This window comes from Halostella pelagica, from assembly GCF_004762015.1.
Lineage (GTDB): Archaea > Halobacteriota > Halobacteria > Halobacteriales > Natronoarchaeaceae > Halostella > Halostella pelagica.
Window position 1 is genome coordinate 188,133 of the sequence record NZ_SJES01000003.1, and the last position, 15,644, is coordinate 203,776.

Genomic DNA, 15,644 nt, shown 5'->3' on the forward strand with positions numbered 1-15,644 from the left:
GAACCACCCCGTATGCGCGCTGTCGTTCTGGAGGAGTACGGCGAACCGCCGGCGGTGCGGGACCGGCCCGAACCGACCGCAGACCCCGACGGCGTCGTCGTAGAGACGGAGGCCTGCGGCGTCTGCCGGAGCGACTGGCACGCCTGGCAGGGCCACGGCGACTGGGCCGACGACCGAGTTCCGATCGGTCAGGTTCTCGGCCACGAACCCGTCGGCGTCGTCCGCGAGGCGGGCGCGGCCGTCGAGACGGTCGATGTCGGCGACCGCGTCGTCGTTCCGTTCAACCTCGCCGACGGGTCCTGTCCCGCGTGTCGCCGCGGCCGGACGAACTACTGCGAGGACGCGACGGCGCTCGGGTTCGGCCCGGACGCGCCGGGGGCGTTCGCGGAGTCGTTCCACGTCCCGCGGGCCGACATCAACGCGGTGGAACTTCCGGACGGCGTCTCCTCGGTCGCCGCGGCGAGCATGGGCTGTCGGTTCGTCACCGCGTTCGAGGCGCTAGACGCCGTCGCCGGCGTGAGCGGCGGCGACAGGGTTGTCGTCGTCGGGTGCGGCGGCGTCGGCCTCTCGGCGGTCCAGGTCGCGGCGGCGCTCGGCGGAACCGTCGTCGCGGTCGACGTCCGCGACGAACCGCTCGACCTCGCCGCGGAGATGGGCGCGTCCGAGACGGTGAACGCCGACGAAGTCGCGGACATGCCGGCGCTGGTCCGCGAATCGCTCGGCGGTGCGGATGTCTCAGTCGACGCCCTCGGAAGCGCGGAGACGTGTCGCACCGCCGTCGACTCGCTGGCGAGCGGCGGCACCCACGTTCAGGTCGGCCTGACCGGCGAGGACGACCGCGGAGAGATACCGCTTCCGATGGACGAGATCGTACAGGGCGGCCTCACGGTCCGGGGCTCTCGCGGGATGCCGCCGGCGCGCTACGGGGACCTGTTCCGCATGGTCGCGACCGACCGGGTCGACCCCGAAGCGCTGGTGACCGACACCGTCTCCCTCGACGAGGTGCCGGACCGCCTCGCCGCGATGAGCGAGTTCGACACTGTCGGCGTGGAAGTCGTGACGGAGTTCTAGCGGCGCGGCTTCACAGCGGGGAACGGCCAAGTCGTCAGGGCGCGCCGGCGAGGACGAACGTGCTCTCCGCGTCGCCGTTCTCTATCTGTCGCTCGGCGTCCGGTGGAAGCCGGACCGCATCGCCCGGAGACATGTCGACGGACTCCCCGTCGACCGACACCGTTGCCTCGCCCTCGACGAGTACGTACACCTCTTCGTGCCCGTCGTCCGCGTGGTCGTGTGGTTTCCCCTCCCACCCGGGGTCGCATTCGAGCACCGATACGCCGAGGTTCTCGCAGTCGAGCGAGTCCCGCAGCATGTGCAGGCCGCCGCCGACCGATTCTACGTCCTCGTAGTTCGCTTTCGTGTACGCCATACTCGGACTATCGACGCGCTGGACCAAAACCGATCCGGCGAACGCGCGCCCGAGTCCAGGCGGTGATGGCCGCGGCTCAGGGTTCCCCGTTTGGATCAGCTGTCCGGAGTGTCGATAGCCGGCAGTTGCCCCTCGATCATCGCGCGGTCCTGCTCGAACCACGACGGCAACTGGAGCGACGACCCGAGGTCGGCGGGAGTCTCGTCGACGGTGAGACCCGGTTCGTCCGTCGCGACCTCGAAGAGAATGCCGCCCGGTTCGCGGACGTACACGGACTCGAAGTACTTTCGGTCAGTGACCCGCGTCGGTTCCAGCCCGGCTTCGTCGAGGCGCTCGCGCCACGCCGAGAGAGGGAACTCGCCTGCGCGAACGGCGACGTGGTGGATCGTCCCGGCCCCCTCGCGGCCGTACTCGGCGTCCCGGTCGAGCAGGTCGACGGTTGCGCCGTCACCGGCGGCATCCGGAACGCGGTACCGGACGCGGTCGCCCTCCTGGTCGAGCAGGTCGAAGCCGAGCACTTCGAGCGTGCTGGCGGTGTGGTAGACGCTCGTCGACAGCAACGTCACGCTGTGGACGCCGCGGATCGCGTACTCGGACGGGACATCTCCGCTCGCTCCGTCCGCCGCGGGCGGCGACGCACTCGCAACGAGTTCCAGCGGTTGCCCGTCCCCGTCGCGGAACGGGACGACCGTCTCCCCGAAGCGCTCGACCGGGTCGTCGACTGCGACGCCGCGCGCCGCGAGGCGGTCCCGCCAGTAGCCGACCGACCCTGTCGGAACGACGAACGCCAGCGCGGACGGCTGAGGCTTCCCGACGCGGCCCACCTGCCCCCGCTGATAGGGAAAGAACGTCGCGAGCGTTCCCGGCGAACCGGTGTCGTCGCCGAAGTAGAGATGATACATGAACTTCTCGTCGAAGTTCACCGTCTTCTTGACGAAGCGGAGGTCGAGCACGTCGGCGTAGAAGTCCACGGTCGCCTGCGGGTCGCCCGAAATAGCGGAGACGTGGTGGATCCCCGGCGTCGGTGGCCGCGCCATCTGACTACTGATCTCCGTCCCCGTCGACGAGGTCGGCTAACATCCCCGAAACGAACCCGATCTCGTCCTCGTTGACCCCGTGGCCCATCCCCTCGTAGATCCGCTCGGTCACGTCTCCGTCGAGGCGCTCGAACGTCTCGGTCGTCTCGTGAACGCGTTCGAGCGGGATGTGGGGGTCCTCGTCGCTACAGCCGAGAAACACGGGGGTCCCCGCTATCGACCCCTGATACGACTCGGGGTCGACCTCCGGCCCGATGAGACCGCCCGAGAGAGCGACGAGGCCACCGTAGCGTCGGGGGTTTCGGGCGACGTACTCGCTGGCGAGACAGCCGCCCTGCGAGAAGCCGAGCAGGAGGACGCGCTCGGTTGGGATGCCGACGTCCTCGGCCGCTTCGACGGCGTCCTCGATCGCCTGCAGGCCCGAGGAACGGCCCGGCTCGTTCGACTCGACGGGCGCGAGAAAGGAGTTCGGATACCAGGCGTTGCGCGCGGCCTGCGGCGCGAAGTAGGCCACGCCGCGCTGTCGGAACTCGTCGGCCATCGCCACGATGCTCTCCGCGGTTGCGCCCCGGCCGTGAACCAGCACGGCGGCGGCCTCCGCTGCCTCCAGTGGCGCGCCGGCGGTGACGAGCGGCTGGTCCTGGTGCGGTCCGTTCACGGCGCTTCACCCGCGGTTGCGACGGCGTCGGTGTCGGCTCGACCGCCGGTCGTGGTCGTCCGGGCCGAGCGGTTTCCCCCCTCGTTCGTTCGCTGTTCGTCGAGGATCATCTTGTCTCCTCGTACGGTTCAGAATCATATACGCATTGGCTAACGGGAACACGACCAGGTAACGGTACCGTCACCGGCGGCCGGGAAACGCTCCGAGGCCGCCGCGGCGTCCGGCTTATTGATCCAGACTCGGCGGCGCGACCGATTCGATCCCTCGCTCCTGCAGGAGTTCCTCCAGAAACGCCGCGCGGTCGCCGATCTCGTCGGGGGCGTGCGAATCGGTTCCGACGGTGACGTCGACACCGTGCTCTCGCAGGACCGCCAGAAACGTCTCAGTGGGGTGGACGACCGCCTCGTCGCGGAGCGCCCGCCCAGCGTTGATCTCCGGCACCGTCCGCGAGTCGGCGAAGGCCGACGCGGCGCGGCGGTAGTGGTCCTCGGTGGCTCGCCCCCGTAGCGGTTCGACGCGCTCGATCAGGTCGGGGTGTGCGGCCACGTCGAACAGTTCCGACTCCGCGAGTGCGACCAGGTTCTCGAAGTACGAGTCGACGACCGCGTCGCGCTCCGCCCCGGTCATCTCCACGAAGTTCGACGGGTTCTGTACGTCCATCCCGTCGACACCGTGGACGCTCCCGATACCGTAATCGAAGTCGGCGTCTCCGAGGAACTCCCGGATCGCGCCCTCGTCGCGAGGGTCGTAGTCCATCTCGACCGCGTCGTACACCTCGATATCGGCCTCGTCGCGCACCTGCTCGATACCGCGGCGGCGACGCTCGTACGTGCGGTCGAGGTTGAATCCCAGCTTGGCCCGCACGTCCCGCATCGACGCCCGCTCGGAGACGTTGCAGTGGTCGGCGACTCCCACGCCGTCGAGACCGGCCTCGCTCGCGGCCCGAACCATCCACGGCAGGAACCGGCCGTCCGAGTAGTTCGAGTGAAGGTGAAAGTCGTGCACTCCTCGGCCAACGGAGGCGGAAGGCTTGTAGGTTGTGCAAGGGAGACAGAGGCGGTCGCCGAGGCCGCGGCGCTCGGTTGCCGGTCGGCGACGGCAGCCGATATCTGTCCGGCGAGCGTTCCGAACGCAGACGACCCAACGCGCAGCGAGACGCCCGACGAGAGACAGTCCCGCTCAGTCGGCCGTCTCCGACCGCCGGGCGGGTTCGAGCGAGCCGGTCTCCTGAATGATGTTGAACGCGGTCATGAGGTCGGTCCGAGAGATGAGGCCGACTAGGTCGCCGAACTGGTCGACCACGAGCAGGCGTCCGATCCCGTTCCCCTGCATCTCGTTGATCGCGGTCATGGCGTCCGTGTCGGGCGTGACGGTCCGGAGGTCCTCGCTCATCACTTCGTCGACAGTGTAGGCGTCGCGCTCGACCTCTCTGACGTCGCGGGCGTCGTCCAGCGTGACGAGTCCGACGAGGTTGCCGTTTTCGACGACGGGATAGCCGGTGTGGCGCTCGGTGAACATCCGCCGCATCAGTTCCGCGACCGAGGTATCGGGGGAGACAGTGTGAAGGTCATTCCGCGGCGTCATCAGGTCGCGGACGCTGACGTCCTGAAAGGCGGCTTTCATCGTCACCTGCTGGGACTCGCTGGAGGCACCGATGTAGATGAAGAAGGCGATGCCGACCAGCAGGATCTGGAGGTTGAACAGGCCCCAGAGGCCGAGCAGGATCGCGAACGCTTTGCCGACCTCCGCGGCGATCTGGGTGGCGCGGGCGTACGGACGAGTCCGGGCGAGCAGTGCGCGAAGCACGCGGCCACCGTCCATCGGGAACCCAGGAAGCATGTTGAACACCGCGAGGACGAAGTTGAGCAGGGCGAGATAGCCGAGGACGAACCGGACCGTATCGAGCGACGACGGCAGGGAGACGAATCCGACATAGCAGACGGCTCCGACCAGAACGCTGACGACGGGACCCGCGATGGCGATCTGTAGCTCCTGCTTCCAGTCTTCCGGCATTTCCGTGAACGAGGCGATGCCGCCGAAGATCCACAGCGTGATAGAGTCGATGGAGAAGCCGTAGTGCATGGCGGTCAGCGAGTGGCCTAACTCGTGGAGCACGACGCCGACGAACAGGCCGAGCGCGGCGGCGACGCCCAGTATCCACGGCGTTAGCCCGCCGGTGAGACCGTCGGTCACAAGGCCCGCGTTCCACACCGTGTTGAGCATTTCCGCCGTTCTCCCGACCTCGTTTCCGATCAGATACGCGAAGATCGGTAAGATGATCAGAAACGTGAGATCAAGCTTGATCGGGATCCCGAACAGGGACCCGATTCGAAAACTACGCATACGGGACTGTTGGTGTGGCTAAAACATAAAACACGTCCCGATAGGATTACGTCGCGGAACGCGTAACGCAGAGTATGACGCGACCGCTTCTCAGGCGGGCGGATGACGTATCGTACGAGTCAGTCGACGCCGCCGACGGGCTTTCGAAGGGCGTCCTCGTCGACGAGGACGACGGCGCGCCGAACTTCGCGCTCCGGCGGTTCACACTGGACCCGGGTGCCGAAGTCCCAGAGCACACGAACGAGGTCGAACACGAGCAGTACGTGCTGTCCGGAGAGTACGTCGTCGGTATCGAGGGCGAGGAACACGTCGTGAGCGAGGGCGACGCGCTCCTGATCCCGGCGGGGGCCGTCCACTGGTATCGCAACGAGGGCGACGAACCCGGCGCGTTCCTCTGTGCTGTGCCGAACGGTGACGACGAGATACGCCTCGCAGAGTGAGGGGAGTCACCGTCGAGCACACCTCCGTCGCGTGACCTGACAGAGTGAGAATGACAGGATCGATCCGACGCAGTCACGGGGTTTTTGCACGCTGAACGCCTAGCAATGAGTAATGAATCGCCCGGAATCATCCACCCCCCGTAGTGGCGCGCAACGGTCCCGGAAGGCGATACTCGTCTGTCCGGAGTGCGGCCACGAGAGTCCCCCTGACGGCGACTGGGACGTCCGCGAAGAGAACCACGAAAACCGAGTTCGAGAAACGTACAGTTGCCCGGTCTGCGGCGCGACGGTGACGACTCGCCCGCGGTTCACCGAGCGACACGTCGTGACCCCGCGGTGAGAACACCCGCACGTCGCGAACTATCACGCAGACGTGTCGATCGAAACAGCGTTTAGGTCGTTCGGCAGTCTCTCCCGTCTCGAACGCGAAAACGGTAGTCGCGCGCTGTAGCCGTTTTCCGAACGCCTGAAATACCCGCATCTCGTACCCGTTCACGTGTCACGGCAGGTCCAGCAGGTGGACACCCTGTTCCTCCACGAGTCCGGCGACGACTACTTCGTCGTCGTCGAACGCGACGGTACCAGGGTGTTCCGCGCGAAGCTCGAACTGAAGGAGACGAGCGCGGGCCCACGTCCCGGGAAGTTCCGTATCAAGCAAGACTCCAGCGAGGAGCCACGGAACCCCGACGAGTTCGTGGAGATCGCCCGCGGAGCGTCGCGTATACGCATCTCACAGCAGACCTCGCCGGAAGCGCGCGAGGAGTTACAGGCGATGCTCGACGGCTATCAGCTAGAGGCGAAAGCCGTCCGGACCTGTCGCTACTGCGCCTCGAACGGGCGATATTCGCCCATCACCGCCGAAACCGCGATCGAAGCCGACGGCGAGCACATCTGTCCGGACTGCGCCAAGCGGGAACTCGAACGCGAACTGTCCTATCAGGGGGAGATGACGGGTGCCGCCCGGGACCGCCTCGAAGAGCTCCTACTGGACGTACAGGACTTAGAGCGGATCACGAGCCTGCTGAAGGGGCATCTCGACCCGGACCTGACGAAGTTCGACGAGATAAGCGCGACGACCGACGAGGTTGACAACGTCCGCGTGGACGAACTGAACCTCCACCCCGGCGTCCAGGGACTGCTAGAGGACCGCTTCGAGGAGCTGCTGCCGGTCCAGAGCCTGGCCGTCGAGAACGGGCTGTTCGACGGCCGCGACCAGGTCGTCGTCAGCGCAACGGCGACCGGGAAGACGCTGGTCGGGGAGATGACCGGACTGAACCGGGCGTTGAACGGGAACGGGAAGATGCTGTTTCTCGTCCCGCTCGTCGCTCTCGCCAACCAGAAACACGAGGATTTCCGCGACGAGTACGGCGACGTGGTCGACGTTTCCATCCGGGTCGGCGCGAGTCGCGTCCGCGACAACGGCAACCAGTTCGACCCGAACGCCGACGTCATCGTCGGCACCTACGAGGGGATAGACCACGCCCTGCGGACGGGCCGCGACCTGGGCGACATCGGGACAGTCGTCATCGACGAGGTCCACACCCTCCAGGAGGAGGACCGCGGCCACCGCCTCGACGGACTCATCTCCCGGCTCAAACACTACTGCGAGACTCGCGCCGAGAACCGGAGCGAGTACGACGGCGGCCAGTGGGTCTACCTCTCCGCGACAGTGGGCAACCCCGGGGAACTCGCCGAGCAGTTGCGCGCCAACCTCGTCGAGTTCGAGGAACGGCCCGTCCCTATCGAGCGCCACGTTACCTTCGCTGACGGCAAGGAAAAGCCCCGCATCGAGAACAAACTCGTCAGGCGGGAGTTCGACTCGGAGTCGTCGAAGGGGTATCGCGGGCAGACGATCATCTTCACGAACTCCCGACGGCGCTGTCACGAGATAAGCCGGAAACTGGAGTACGACTCAGCGCCCTACCACGCCGGCCTCGACTACGGCCGCCGAAAGAAGGTCGAGCGGATGTTCGGCGACCAGGACCTCGCCGCCGTCGTCACGACCGCGGCGCTTGCGGCGGGGGTCGACTTCCCGGCGTCGCAAGTCATTTTCGACACGCTGGCGATGGGAATCGAGTGGCTCACCGTCCAGGAGTTCCACCAGATGCTCGGCCGCGCCGGTCGCCCCGACTACCACGACAAGGGGAAGGTGTACGTCCTCGTCGAACCGGACGGCGGCTATCACGGCAGCATGGAGATGACCGAGGACGAGGTGGCGTTCAAACTCCTCAAAGGCGACATGGAAGACGTCCGGACCCGCTACGACGAGAGCTCCGCCGTCGAGGAGACGCTTGCGAACATCACCGTCGCCGGCAAACAGGCGAAGAAGCTCAACGACCGGATGATCGGCGACGTTCCGACGAAACACGCGCTGGGCAAACTGCTCCAGTACGAGTTCATCGACGGGTTCGAGCCGACCGACCTGGGTCGAGCCGTGACGAGTCACTTCCTCGACCCCGAGGACGCGTTCATCCTGCTTGACGGCGTCCGCAAGGAGAAACACCCCTACAGTATCGTCGCCGACATCGAGTTGAACGAGGACGAACTCTAACGGCCCACGTTCCTCATCGAAGCCGCTCGGGTTCCGCGCCGCTCCGAACGAACTCGACTCCGAGGCTTCCGAGATATCCAACGGCGAACGCGACCGTCCCGATGACGACGCCTTCTACCGCGAGAAACGCCAGTCCGTCGACTCTGATGAAGTAGCCGAGCCGATACTGGACGGTACGGTTGGAGAGGCCCAGGAATGCATGGTCTGCGTGGTAGCCGAGCAACGGCGCGTACGCGACGAGCCAGGCAAACACGAGTCCACCTCGAGAGTAGCCCACCACGGCCGCAGCGATACTGCCGACGACCGCGGCGTCTCCCGGGATGAACACGACGCAGCCGGAGACCGCAAAGACACCGAACGCGTACGCTGCGAACGTTGCGACGAACAGCGTTCCGGCGGCCAGGAGACCGAGATAGCGGCCGAACGAGTTCTCGGCAGGACCGATGAGCAGGCGACGGAGGGCGGGATGCATACACCTCCGTTCTCCGACAGGGTATGTAAAAACTAGGCCCATACCGATAGAACGAACGGCCGAGCGGTGCAACGCGCCGACGAATTCACGTCACAGGCTTTTTTCGGTTCCCCAACGTCTCACCACTGTGGCATCCGTAACGCCGGCTATCGTCGTCGTGTTCGCTATCATCCTCGTCGCCCTCGTCCTGTTCGCCACGGAGGCGATCCCCGTCGACATGACGGCGCTCGGGATCATGGTGGCGCTCCTGCTGGTTGACCCGGTGACCGGCGCGTTCGCGGACCTCGGACTGCTCGCTGACTCCATCACCGTTCTGGACTCTCCCGAACAGGGCGTCTCCGGATTCGCCAGCACGGCGACGATCACCGTCCTGGCGATGTTCATCCTCAGTGACGGCGTCCAGCGGACCGGCATCGTCCAGATCCTCGGTCGCACGATAGCGACCTACACCCGCGACGACGAAGGCAAGCAACTCGGCGCGACGATCGGTATCGTCGGCCCCATCTCCGGCTTTATCAACAACACGGCCGCAGTCGCCATCCTCCTGCCGATGGTCACGAACCTCGCTCACGAGGGGAAGACATCGCCGTCGAAACTCCTCATCCCGCTGTCGTACGCCTCGATGTTCGGCGGGACGCTGACGCTGATCGGTACGTCGACGAACATCCTCGCCAGCGACATCATGTCCCGCCCCGAGTTCCTCGGTCGCGAGTTCGGGATGTTCGAATTCACGGCGCTCGGCCTCCTCGTCAGCGTCGTCGGCACCGTCTACCTGCTCACGGTGGGACGGTGGCTCCTCCCCGAGCGGATCAAACCGGTCGGAGACCTGACCGAGGAGTTCGGGATGGGCGAGTACCTCACCGAGGTGGTCGTCCGCGAGAACTCGCCGCTCGTCGGCCAGACAGTCAAGGAGATACTCGACGAGACCGAGTACGACGTCGACATCGTCCAACTGGTTCGCGGAGACAGGGTGTTCATCGAACCGCTCAACCCCAAAACAGTCCGGAGCGGAGACATCTTCGCGGTGCGTACCGACCGCGACACGCTGCTTTCGCTCTCCGACGAGGAAGGACTCGACCTGCTTCCCGAGGTGACCGTCGACGAGGCGGAACTGGAGGCCGCGAGCGAGGAACAGAACCTCGTCGAGATAGTTATCCCGCCCGGGTCGGCGTTGCTCGGCGAAACGTTCGTCTCCTCGAACTTCCGGCAGCGCTACGACGCGACGGTGCTCGCACTCCGGCGCGGTGGCGACGTGATCCGAAGACGCCTCGACCACGTCCCGCTCCGGATCGGCGACACGCTGCTCGTCCAGGCGACGCCGGACAGCATCGACCGCCTCGACCGCAACCGCGATTTCACCGTCGCTCGCGAGATCGAGCGCAAGTCCTTTCGGGAATCGAAAATACCCGTCGCGCTGGGCATCGTCGCCGGCGTCGTCGCCGTCGCCGCGGTGGATTTCCTCCCGATCATGGTCGCCGCGCTGGCCGGCGCGCTCTTGATGGTGCTGACTGGCTGTCTCAAACCGGGCGAAGTGTACGAGTCCGTTCAGTGGGACGTTATCGTTCTGCTCGCCGGCGTCATCCCGCTCGGTCTCGCAATGGAGAACTCCGGCGCGGCCGAACTGATCGCCGACGTGATCGTCAGGAGCGCATCGGCGCTCCCCCCCGTCGCGGTACTCGGTCTGCTGTACGTCGTCACCGCACTTCTGACGAACGTCATCAGCAACAACGCCAGCGTCGTGCTCATGGTCCCGGTCGCCTTCGAGGCGGCACAGCGTCTCGACGCGAATGCGTTCTCATTCATCCTCGCCGTGACGTTCGCCGCAAGCACCGCGTTCATGACGCCCGTCGGCTACCAGACCAACCTGTTCGTCTACGGTCCCGGCGGCTACCGATTCACGGATTACCTCCGGGTCGGCGGCCCCCTCCAGTTGCTGTTCGCTATCGTCACGACGGCCGGTATCGCGGTGTTGTGGGGGGTGTAGCGAGGGGTGGCGGCGCTGCGTCGTTGAACGAAACCCTTTACACCGCAACGGCCGAAGGAGGTCATGCGGGACCGTGGGTTAGTGGTATACTCCGAGCCTTGGGTGCTCGTGACCGCGGTTCAAATCCGCGCGGTCCCATTTCTGCCGCAAGACTTCAGAGCACCGCCGAGCGACAGCGAGGCGTGTGCGAACCCCCTTGCGGCGAATGGACGACCGGATCTGTAACCCTGGAAGACGAGCGGAGCGAGTCTTCCGCTGGTTCAAATCCGCGCGGTCCCATTTCCTGCAGCTCAGTCGACCACGTTCACCGTCACGTCCCCGGTGTCCGTCTCGACCGAGAACGTGTGTGCGCCCTCGCCGAGCGTCGTCTCGTAGGAGTTCTCAGCCTCTGTCGTCCCCCCGTCACTTCCCCAGAACTTGATGTCGCCGGTGTCGACGGTGACCTCGATCCTGGCGTCGAGCGACGACGGTAACGTGAGGTCGACATCGCCGGTGTCAGTCTTGATGCGTGCGTCGCCGTCAAGCGCCCGAACGTCAGCCGTAACATCACCGGTGTCTACTGTCACCTCGTCTACGGCCGCCTCGCGGACCGTCACGTCACCAGTATCCGCCGACGCGGTCACGACGCCGTCGACGCTGTCGATCCGTTGATCGCCGGTGTCGGTCCGGGCGGTGACGTCGCCAGTGACGTCGGAAACGTCGACATCGGCCGTGTCGCCGGTCACGTTCGTCGGCCCCGAAACGTTCTCCACGTTGATATCGCCGGTGTCCGCTTCGGCGCGGGTAACGCGGAAATCCTCCGGAACGGTCACCGTCAGGTCGATAAGCGGCGGGACAGAGAGCAGGCCGCCACTGTCCTGGTTGCCCTCGACCGATATGTCGATAGTGTCGCCGGAACGGTCGACGGAGATCGACACCTCGTCTATCGCGTCTTCGTCGGTGGCCCGCTTGATGCCCTCGACGCCGATGTCGTCACGGTCTTCGCCCCGAACGACGACGTTGCCCAGGTTACCGACGATGGAGGCCCCGTTCGCGTCGCGAATATCGACAGATCTACTCACGGTTTCTTCGGCGGTCCGTTCGCCGAACAGACAGCCGGCAATTCCTGCGATCATCGCACTCGCGCCGCCAGCGAGAACCTGACGCCGAGTCGTCGTGTGAACCATATCACACCTTGATCAACCGGTTACAAAAGGGCCGACCGACGGTTACACGGGCTGCCACTCTGAGCAAAGCATAAATAGGGGAAGGGGACGGTTCGGGCGACGGCCGACTCTCCGCGCCTACCAGTTCCACGGCCCGTGGTCGGGGTCGACGAGTCGGCGTTCCGTTTCGATCCCGTCGATTCTGGCGATGTCCTCGTCGTCGAGCGCGAGGTCCTGCGCAGCGAGGTTGTCGCGCATGTGGTCTCTGCTGCTGGATTTCGGGATGGTGGCGACGTTGTCCTTCGAGAGGAGCCATGCGAGGCTCACCTGTGCGGGAGAGGCATCGTGTTTGTCCGCTATCTCCCGGATCACAGGAACGTCGAACACGCCGCCCTGCGCGAGCGGTGAGTACGCGACCAGCCAGTGGTCGTGACGCTGAGCGTACTCGACGAGGTCGTCCTGCTGGAGGAGCGGGTGCATCTCGACCTGATGGGCGAAAAGCGGCGCATCGAGCACGTCGCGCGCCTCATCCAGCAGTTCCGGCGTGAAGTTCGAGAGGCCGACGTGGCGGACCTTCCCGGCGTCGCGAGCGGCGTCGAACGCCGGTAGAACGGCTTCGGCGTCGTACATTCCGGAGGGCCAGTGGACGTAGAGCAGGTCGACAGCGTCGACGCCGAGGCGGTCGAGGCAGCCGTCGATGGCTTCCCCGACCTCGTCAGGCGACGGCGGAACGTCGTGGTGGACGGTCTTGGTCGCGAGGAACACGTCCTCGCGGTCCACGTTCGCGGCGGCGAGACCTTCGCCGACGTACTGCTCGTTCTCGTACACCTGCGCGGTGTCGACGTGGCGGTAGCCGACATCGAGCGCGGTTTGGACGTTTTCGGCCCACTGGCTACGGTCGTCTTCGGAGTACGTCCCGAACCCGAGCCGCGGGAGGTCGTCGACGGTCATAGGAACCAGATCCCGCCGGGTCTCCTTGGGAGTACGTGTTCCGGCAGGGCTGACGAAGTGAAAAGCGTCAGTCGGCCGCGGATTCGAACGTCAGTCCCGCCATCTGCGATTCGAGCAGGTGGCGCTGCCAGGCGACGAGACCGCGGGGCGAGTACGGTCACAGCGGCCGCATCGACGCGCTCGACGGCTTCACTTTCACTCTGCGGTTTGCCAACCTTCATAGGGGATCCGGAACTACGGAGTTGTGAATGGCCCAGGCGGAAAACACCGAACTCGTCGATGCGTTCGAGCAGTTCTACAGGAGTTACTACCGCGACGAGATCGGGTCGCTTGCGCAGAACTATCCGAACGAGCAGCGTTCGCTGTACGTCGACTGGCAGGACCTCTACCGCTACGACCCGGACCTGGCCGACGATTACCTCTCGAAGCCCGAGCAGTTACAGGAGTACGCAGAAGAGGCGCTCAGACTGTACGACCTCCCCGTCGACGTGAGCCTGGGACAGGCACACGTCCGAATCCGAAACCTCCCCGAGACGACTGAGATCCGCCAGATCCGCTCCCGGCACGTCAACAAACTGGTCGCCGTCCGCGGTATCGTCCGGAAGGCGACGAACGTCCGCCCGAAGATCGAGGAGGCGGCGTTCGAGTGCCAGCGCTGCGGGACGCTCACGCGTGTCCCCCAGTCCAGCGGCGACTTTCAGGAACCCCACGAGTGCCAGGGCTGTGAGCGACAGGGCCCGTTCCAGATCAACTTCGACCAGTCCGAGTTCGTCGACGCTCAGAAGGTCCGGATCCAGGAGAGCCCCGAAGGCCTGCGCGGCGGCGAGACGCCCCAGGCGATCGACGTCCACATCGAGGACGACATCACCGGCGAGGTGACCCCCGGCGACCACGTCGCCGCGACCGGCGTCCTCCAACTCGAACAGCAGGGCAACCAGCAGGAGAAATCCCCCATCTTCGACGTGTACATGGACGGGGTCTCCGTCGAGATAGAGGAAGAGCAGTTCGAGGACATGGAGATCACCGAGGAGGACAAACAGGCGATCGTCGAACTCTCAAACGACCCGGACATCTACGAGAAGATGGTCGGGTCTATCGCCCCGTCGATATACGGTTACGAGCAGGAGAAACTGGCCATGATCCTCCAGTTGTTCTCCGGCGTTACGAAACACCTCCCCGACGAGTCCCGGATTCGTGGTGACTTGCACATGCTGCTGATAGGGGATCCGGGTACGGGGAAGTCCCAGCTGTTGTCGTATATCCAAAACATCGCCCCGCGCTCGGTGTACACGTCTGGCAAAGGGTCATCGAGTGCGGGACTTACCGCCGCTGCTGTGAGAGACGACTTCGGCGACGGCCAGCAGTGGACGCTTGAAGCGGGCGCGCTCGTCCTCGCCGACCAGGGGATCGCCGCGATCGACGAACTCGACAAGATGGCCGCCGACGACCGGTCTGCGATGCACGAGGCGCTGGAGCAACAGAAGATCTCCGTGTCGAAAGCCGGGATCAACGCGACGCTGAAATCCCGCTGTTCGCTGCTCGGGGCCGCGAACCCCAAATACGGTCGGTTCGACCAGTACGAGTCGATCAGCGAGCAGATCGACCTCGAACCCGCACTGATCTCCCGGTTCGACCTCATCTTCACCGTCACGGACCAACCCGACGAAGAGGAGGACAAGAACCTCGCCGAGCACATACTGACGACGAACTACGCCGGCGAGTTGAACACGCAACGTACTGAGATGGCCTCGCCCGACATCACCAAACAGGAGGTCGACGACGTCACTGAAGAGGTCGACCCCATCATCGAGGCCGACCTCCTCCGGAAGTACGTCGCCTACGCCAAGCAGAACTGCCATCCGCGGATGACCGACGACGCCCGGGAGGCGATCCAGAACTTCTACGTCGACCTTCGTTCGAAGGGTCAGGACGAGGACGCACCTGTCCCCGTCACCGCCCGGAAACTCGAAGCCCTGGTCCGTCTGGCCGAGGCCAGCGCGCGGGTTCGGCTCTCGGACACCGTCAACTCGGACGACGCCGAGCGCGTCATCGAGATCGTCCGGTCGACACTGCAAGACATCGGCGTCGACCCCGAAACGGGGCAGTTCGACGCTGACGTGGTCGAGACGGGGACCTCGAAGTCCCAGCGGGATCGGATCAAGAACCTGAAACAGCTTATCGGCGACATAGAGGACGAGTACGACGACGGCGCGCCGGTCGACGTGGTAATGGAACGCGCCGATGAGATAGGGATGGAGCAGTCGAAGGCCGAACACGAGATAGAGAAGTTGAAGCAGAAAGGCGAAGTGTACGAACCGAAAACCGACCACCTCCGGACGACGTAGATGGACCGGATCGCCGCGCTCAGAAACATCGAGGACGCCCTCGCGGAGTACGAACGCGGGGAGACGGACCTGGAGAGCATGGAACGGGCGGTGACCGGCGTTTTGCGGACGTACGCGACGGATTTCGACGACGAGCTAGCGGCGTACCGGGCGAACGGGGACGGTCGGGCGGACGGTCTGATAGTGGTCGCCACGTCTCAGCGCCAGGCACGCGAGCGAGTACGGGAACTCGTCGACGACGACGTAGCCGTGACGGTCGATCGCGTGGCCGACCGGTGAATGGCCGGAAGCA

Annotated in this window: 15 protein-coding genes and 1 tRNA gene; 8 read left to right on the forward strand and 8 right to left on the reverse strand. The window is 65.3% G+C overall.

Going from position 1 to position 15,644, the window contains the following annotated elements:
- Positions 1–12: 12 nt before the first annotated feature.
- Positions 13–1,071: a zinc-binding dehydrogenase gene (locus EYW42_RS09065; protein WP_135534948.1), complete on the forward strand. Its 1,059-nt coding sequence runs from the start codon at positions 13–15 to the stop codon at positions 1,069–1,071.
- A gap of 34 nt (positions 1,072–1,105) precedes the next feature.
- Here EYW42_RS09065 and EYW42_RS09070 read toward each other — a convergent pair whose 3' ends face one another.
- From EYW42_RS09070 to EYW42_RS09090, 5 genes are all read right to left on the reverse strand, one after another.
- Positions 1,106–1,426, reverse strand: a complete 321-nt coding sequence (locus EYW42_RS09070; RefSeq protein ID WP_135534949.1) for a cupin domain-containing protein — start codon at positions 1,424–1,426, stop codon at positions 1,106–1,108.
- Between the two features lie 95 nt (positions 1,427–1,521).
- On the reverse strand, positions 1,522–2,463 hold the full coding sequence (locus tag EYW42_RS09075; protein ID WP_135534950.1) for a VOC family protein: 942 nt from the start codon (positions 2,461–2,463) through the stop codon (positions 1,522–1,524).
- A gap of 4 nt (positions 2,464–2,467) precedes the next feature.
- The gene (locus tag EYW42_RS09080) at positions 2,468–3,121 is read right to left on the reverse strand and encodes an alpha/beta hydrolase (protein WP_135534951.1); all 654 of its coding nucleotides are present in this window, start codon (positions 3,119–3,121) and stop codon (positions 2,468–2,470) included.
- Positions 3,122–3,346: 225 nt separating this feature from the next.
- Positions 3,347–4,126: a PHP domain-containing protein gene (locus EYW42_RS09085; RefSeq protein WP_135534952.1), complete on the reverse strand. Its 780-nt coding sequence runs from the start codon at positions 4,124–4,126 to the stop codon at positions 3,347–3,349.
- Between the two features lie 174 nt (positions 4,127–4,300).
- Positions 4,301–5,464 (reverse strand): CBS domain-containing protein, encoded by a 1,164-nt coding sequence (locus EYW42_RS09090; RefSeq protein WP_135534953.1) that lies wholly within the window; start codon positions 5,462–5,464, stop codon positions 4,301–4,303.
- 74 nt (positions 5,465–5,538) lie between these two features.
- On the opposite strand from EYW42_RS09090, the gene EYW42_RS09095 reads away from it, so the two are divergent.
- From EYW42_RS09095 to EYW42_RS09105, 3 genes are all read left to right on the forward strand, one after another.
- Positions 5,539–5,904 carry a cupin domain-containing protein gene (locus EYW42_RS09095; RefSeq protein ID WP_135534954.1) on the forward strand — a complete coding sequence of 122 codons (366 nt, stop codon included), beginning with the start codon at positions 5,539–5,541 and terminating at the stop codon, positions 5,902–5,904.
- Positions 5,905–6,016: 112 nt separating this feature from the next.
- Positions 6,017–6,244, forward strand: a complete 228-nt coding sequence (locus EYW42_RS09100; RefSeq protein ID WP_135534955.1) for a hypothetical protein — start codon at positions 6,017–6,019, stop codon at positions 6,242–6,244.
- Between the two features lie 156 nt (positions 6,245–6,400).
- Positions 6,401–8,455 carry a DEAD/DEAH box helicase gene (locus tag EYW42_RS09105; protein WP_135534956.1) on the forward strand — a complete coding sequence of 685 codons (2,055 nt, stop codon included), beginning with the start codon at positions 6,401–6,403 and terminating at the stop codon, positions 8,453–8,455.
- A 13-nt stretch (positions 8,456–8,468) separates the two neighbouring features.
- On the opposite strand, the gene EYW42_RS09110 is transcribed toward EYW42_RS09105, so the two are convergent.
- Positions 8,469–8,927 carry a hypothetical protein gene (locus EYW42_RS09110; protein ID WP_135534957.1) on the reverse strand — a complete coding sequence of 153 codons (459 nt, stop codon included), beginning with the start codon at positions 8,925–8,927 and terminating at the stop codon, positions 8,469–8,471.
- A 127-nt stretch (positions 8,928–9,054) separates the two neighbouring features.
- On the opposite strand from EYW42_RS09110, the gene EYW42_RS09115 reads away from it, so the two are divergent.
- Both EYW42_RS09115 and EYW42_RS09120 read left to right on the forward strand, forming a co-directional pair.
- The gene (locus EYW42_RS09115; RefSeq protein WP_375137129.1) at positions 9,055–10,911 is read left to right on the forward strand and encodes an SLC13 family permease; all 1,857 of its coding nucleotides are present in this window, start codon (positions 9,055–9,057) and stop codon (positions 10,909–10,911) included.
- A gap of 67 nt (positions 10,912–10,978) precedes the next feature.
- Positions 10,979–11,049: transfer RNA gene (locus EYW42_RS09120), tRNA-Pro, on the forward strand.
- 152 nt (positions 11,050–11,201) lie between these two features.
- Here the strand turns inward: EYW42_RS09120 and EYW42_RS09125 are convergent.
- Positions 11,202–12,077: a DUF4097 family beta strand repeat-containing protein gene (locus tag EYW42_RS09125; RefSeq protein WP_135534958.1), complete on the reverse strand. Its 876-nt coding sequence runs from the start codon at positions 12,075–12,077 to the stop codon at positions 11,202–11,204.
- A gap of 117 nt (positions 12,078–12,194) precedes the next feature.
- The gene (locus EYW42_RS09130; RefSeq protein WP_135534959.1) at positions 12,195–13,007 is read right to left on the reverse strand and encodes an aldo/keto reductase; all 813 of its coding nucleotides are present in this window, start codon (positions 13,005–13,007) and stop codon (positions 12,195–12,197) included.
- 248 nt (positions 13,008–13,255) lie between these two features.
- Between EYW42_RS09130 and EYW42_RS09135 the strand changes: the two genes are divergently transcribed.
- Together EYW42_RS09135 and EYW42_RS09140 are read left to right on the forward strand one after the other, a co-directional pair.
- The gene (locus tag EYW42_RS09135) at positions 13,256–15,352 is read left to right on the forward strand and encodes a minichromosome maintenance protein MCM (protein WP_135534960.1); all 2,097 of its coding nucleotides are present in this window, start codon (positions 13,256–13,258) and stop codon (positions 15,350–15,352) included.
- On the forward strand, positions 15,353–15,631 hold the full coding sequence (locus EYW42_RS09140; protein ID WP_135534961.1) for a DUF7854 family protein: 279 nt from the start codon (positions 15,353–15,355) through the stop codon (positions 15,629–15,631). It abuts the gene before it with no gap.
- Positions 15,632–15,644 lie beyond the last annotated feature (13 nt).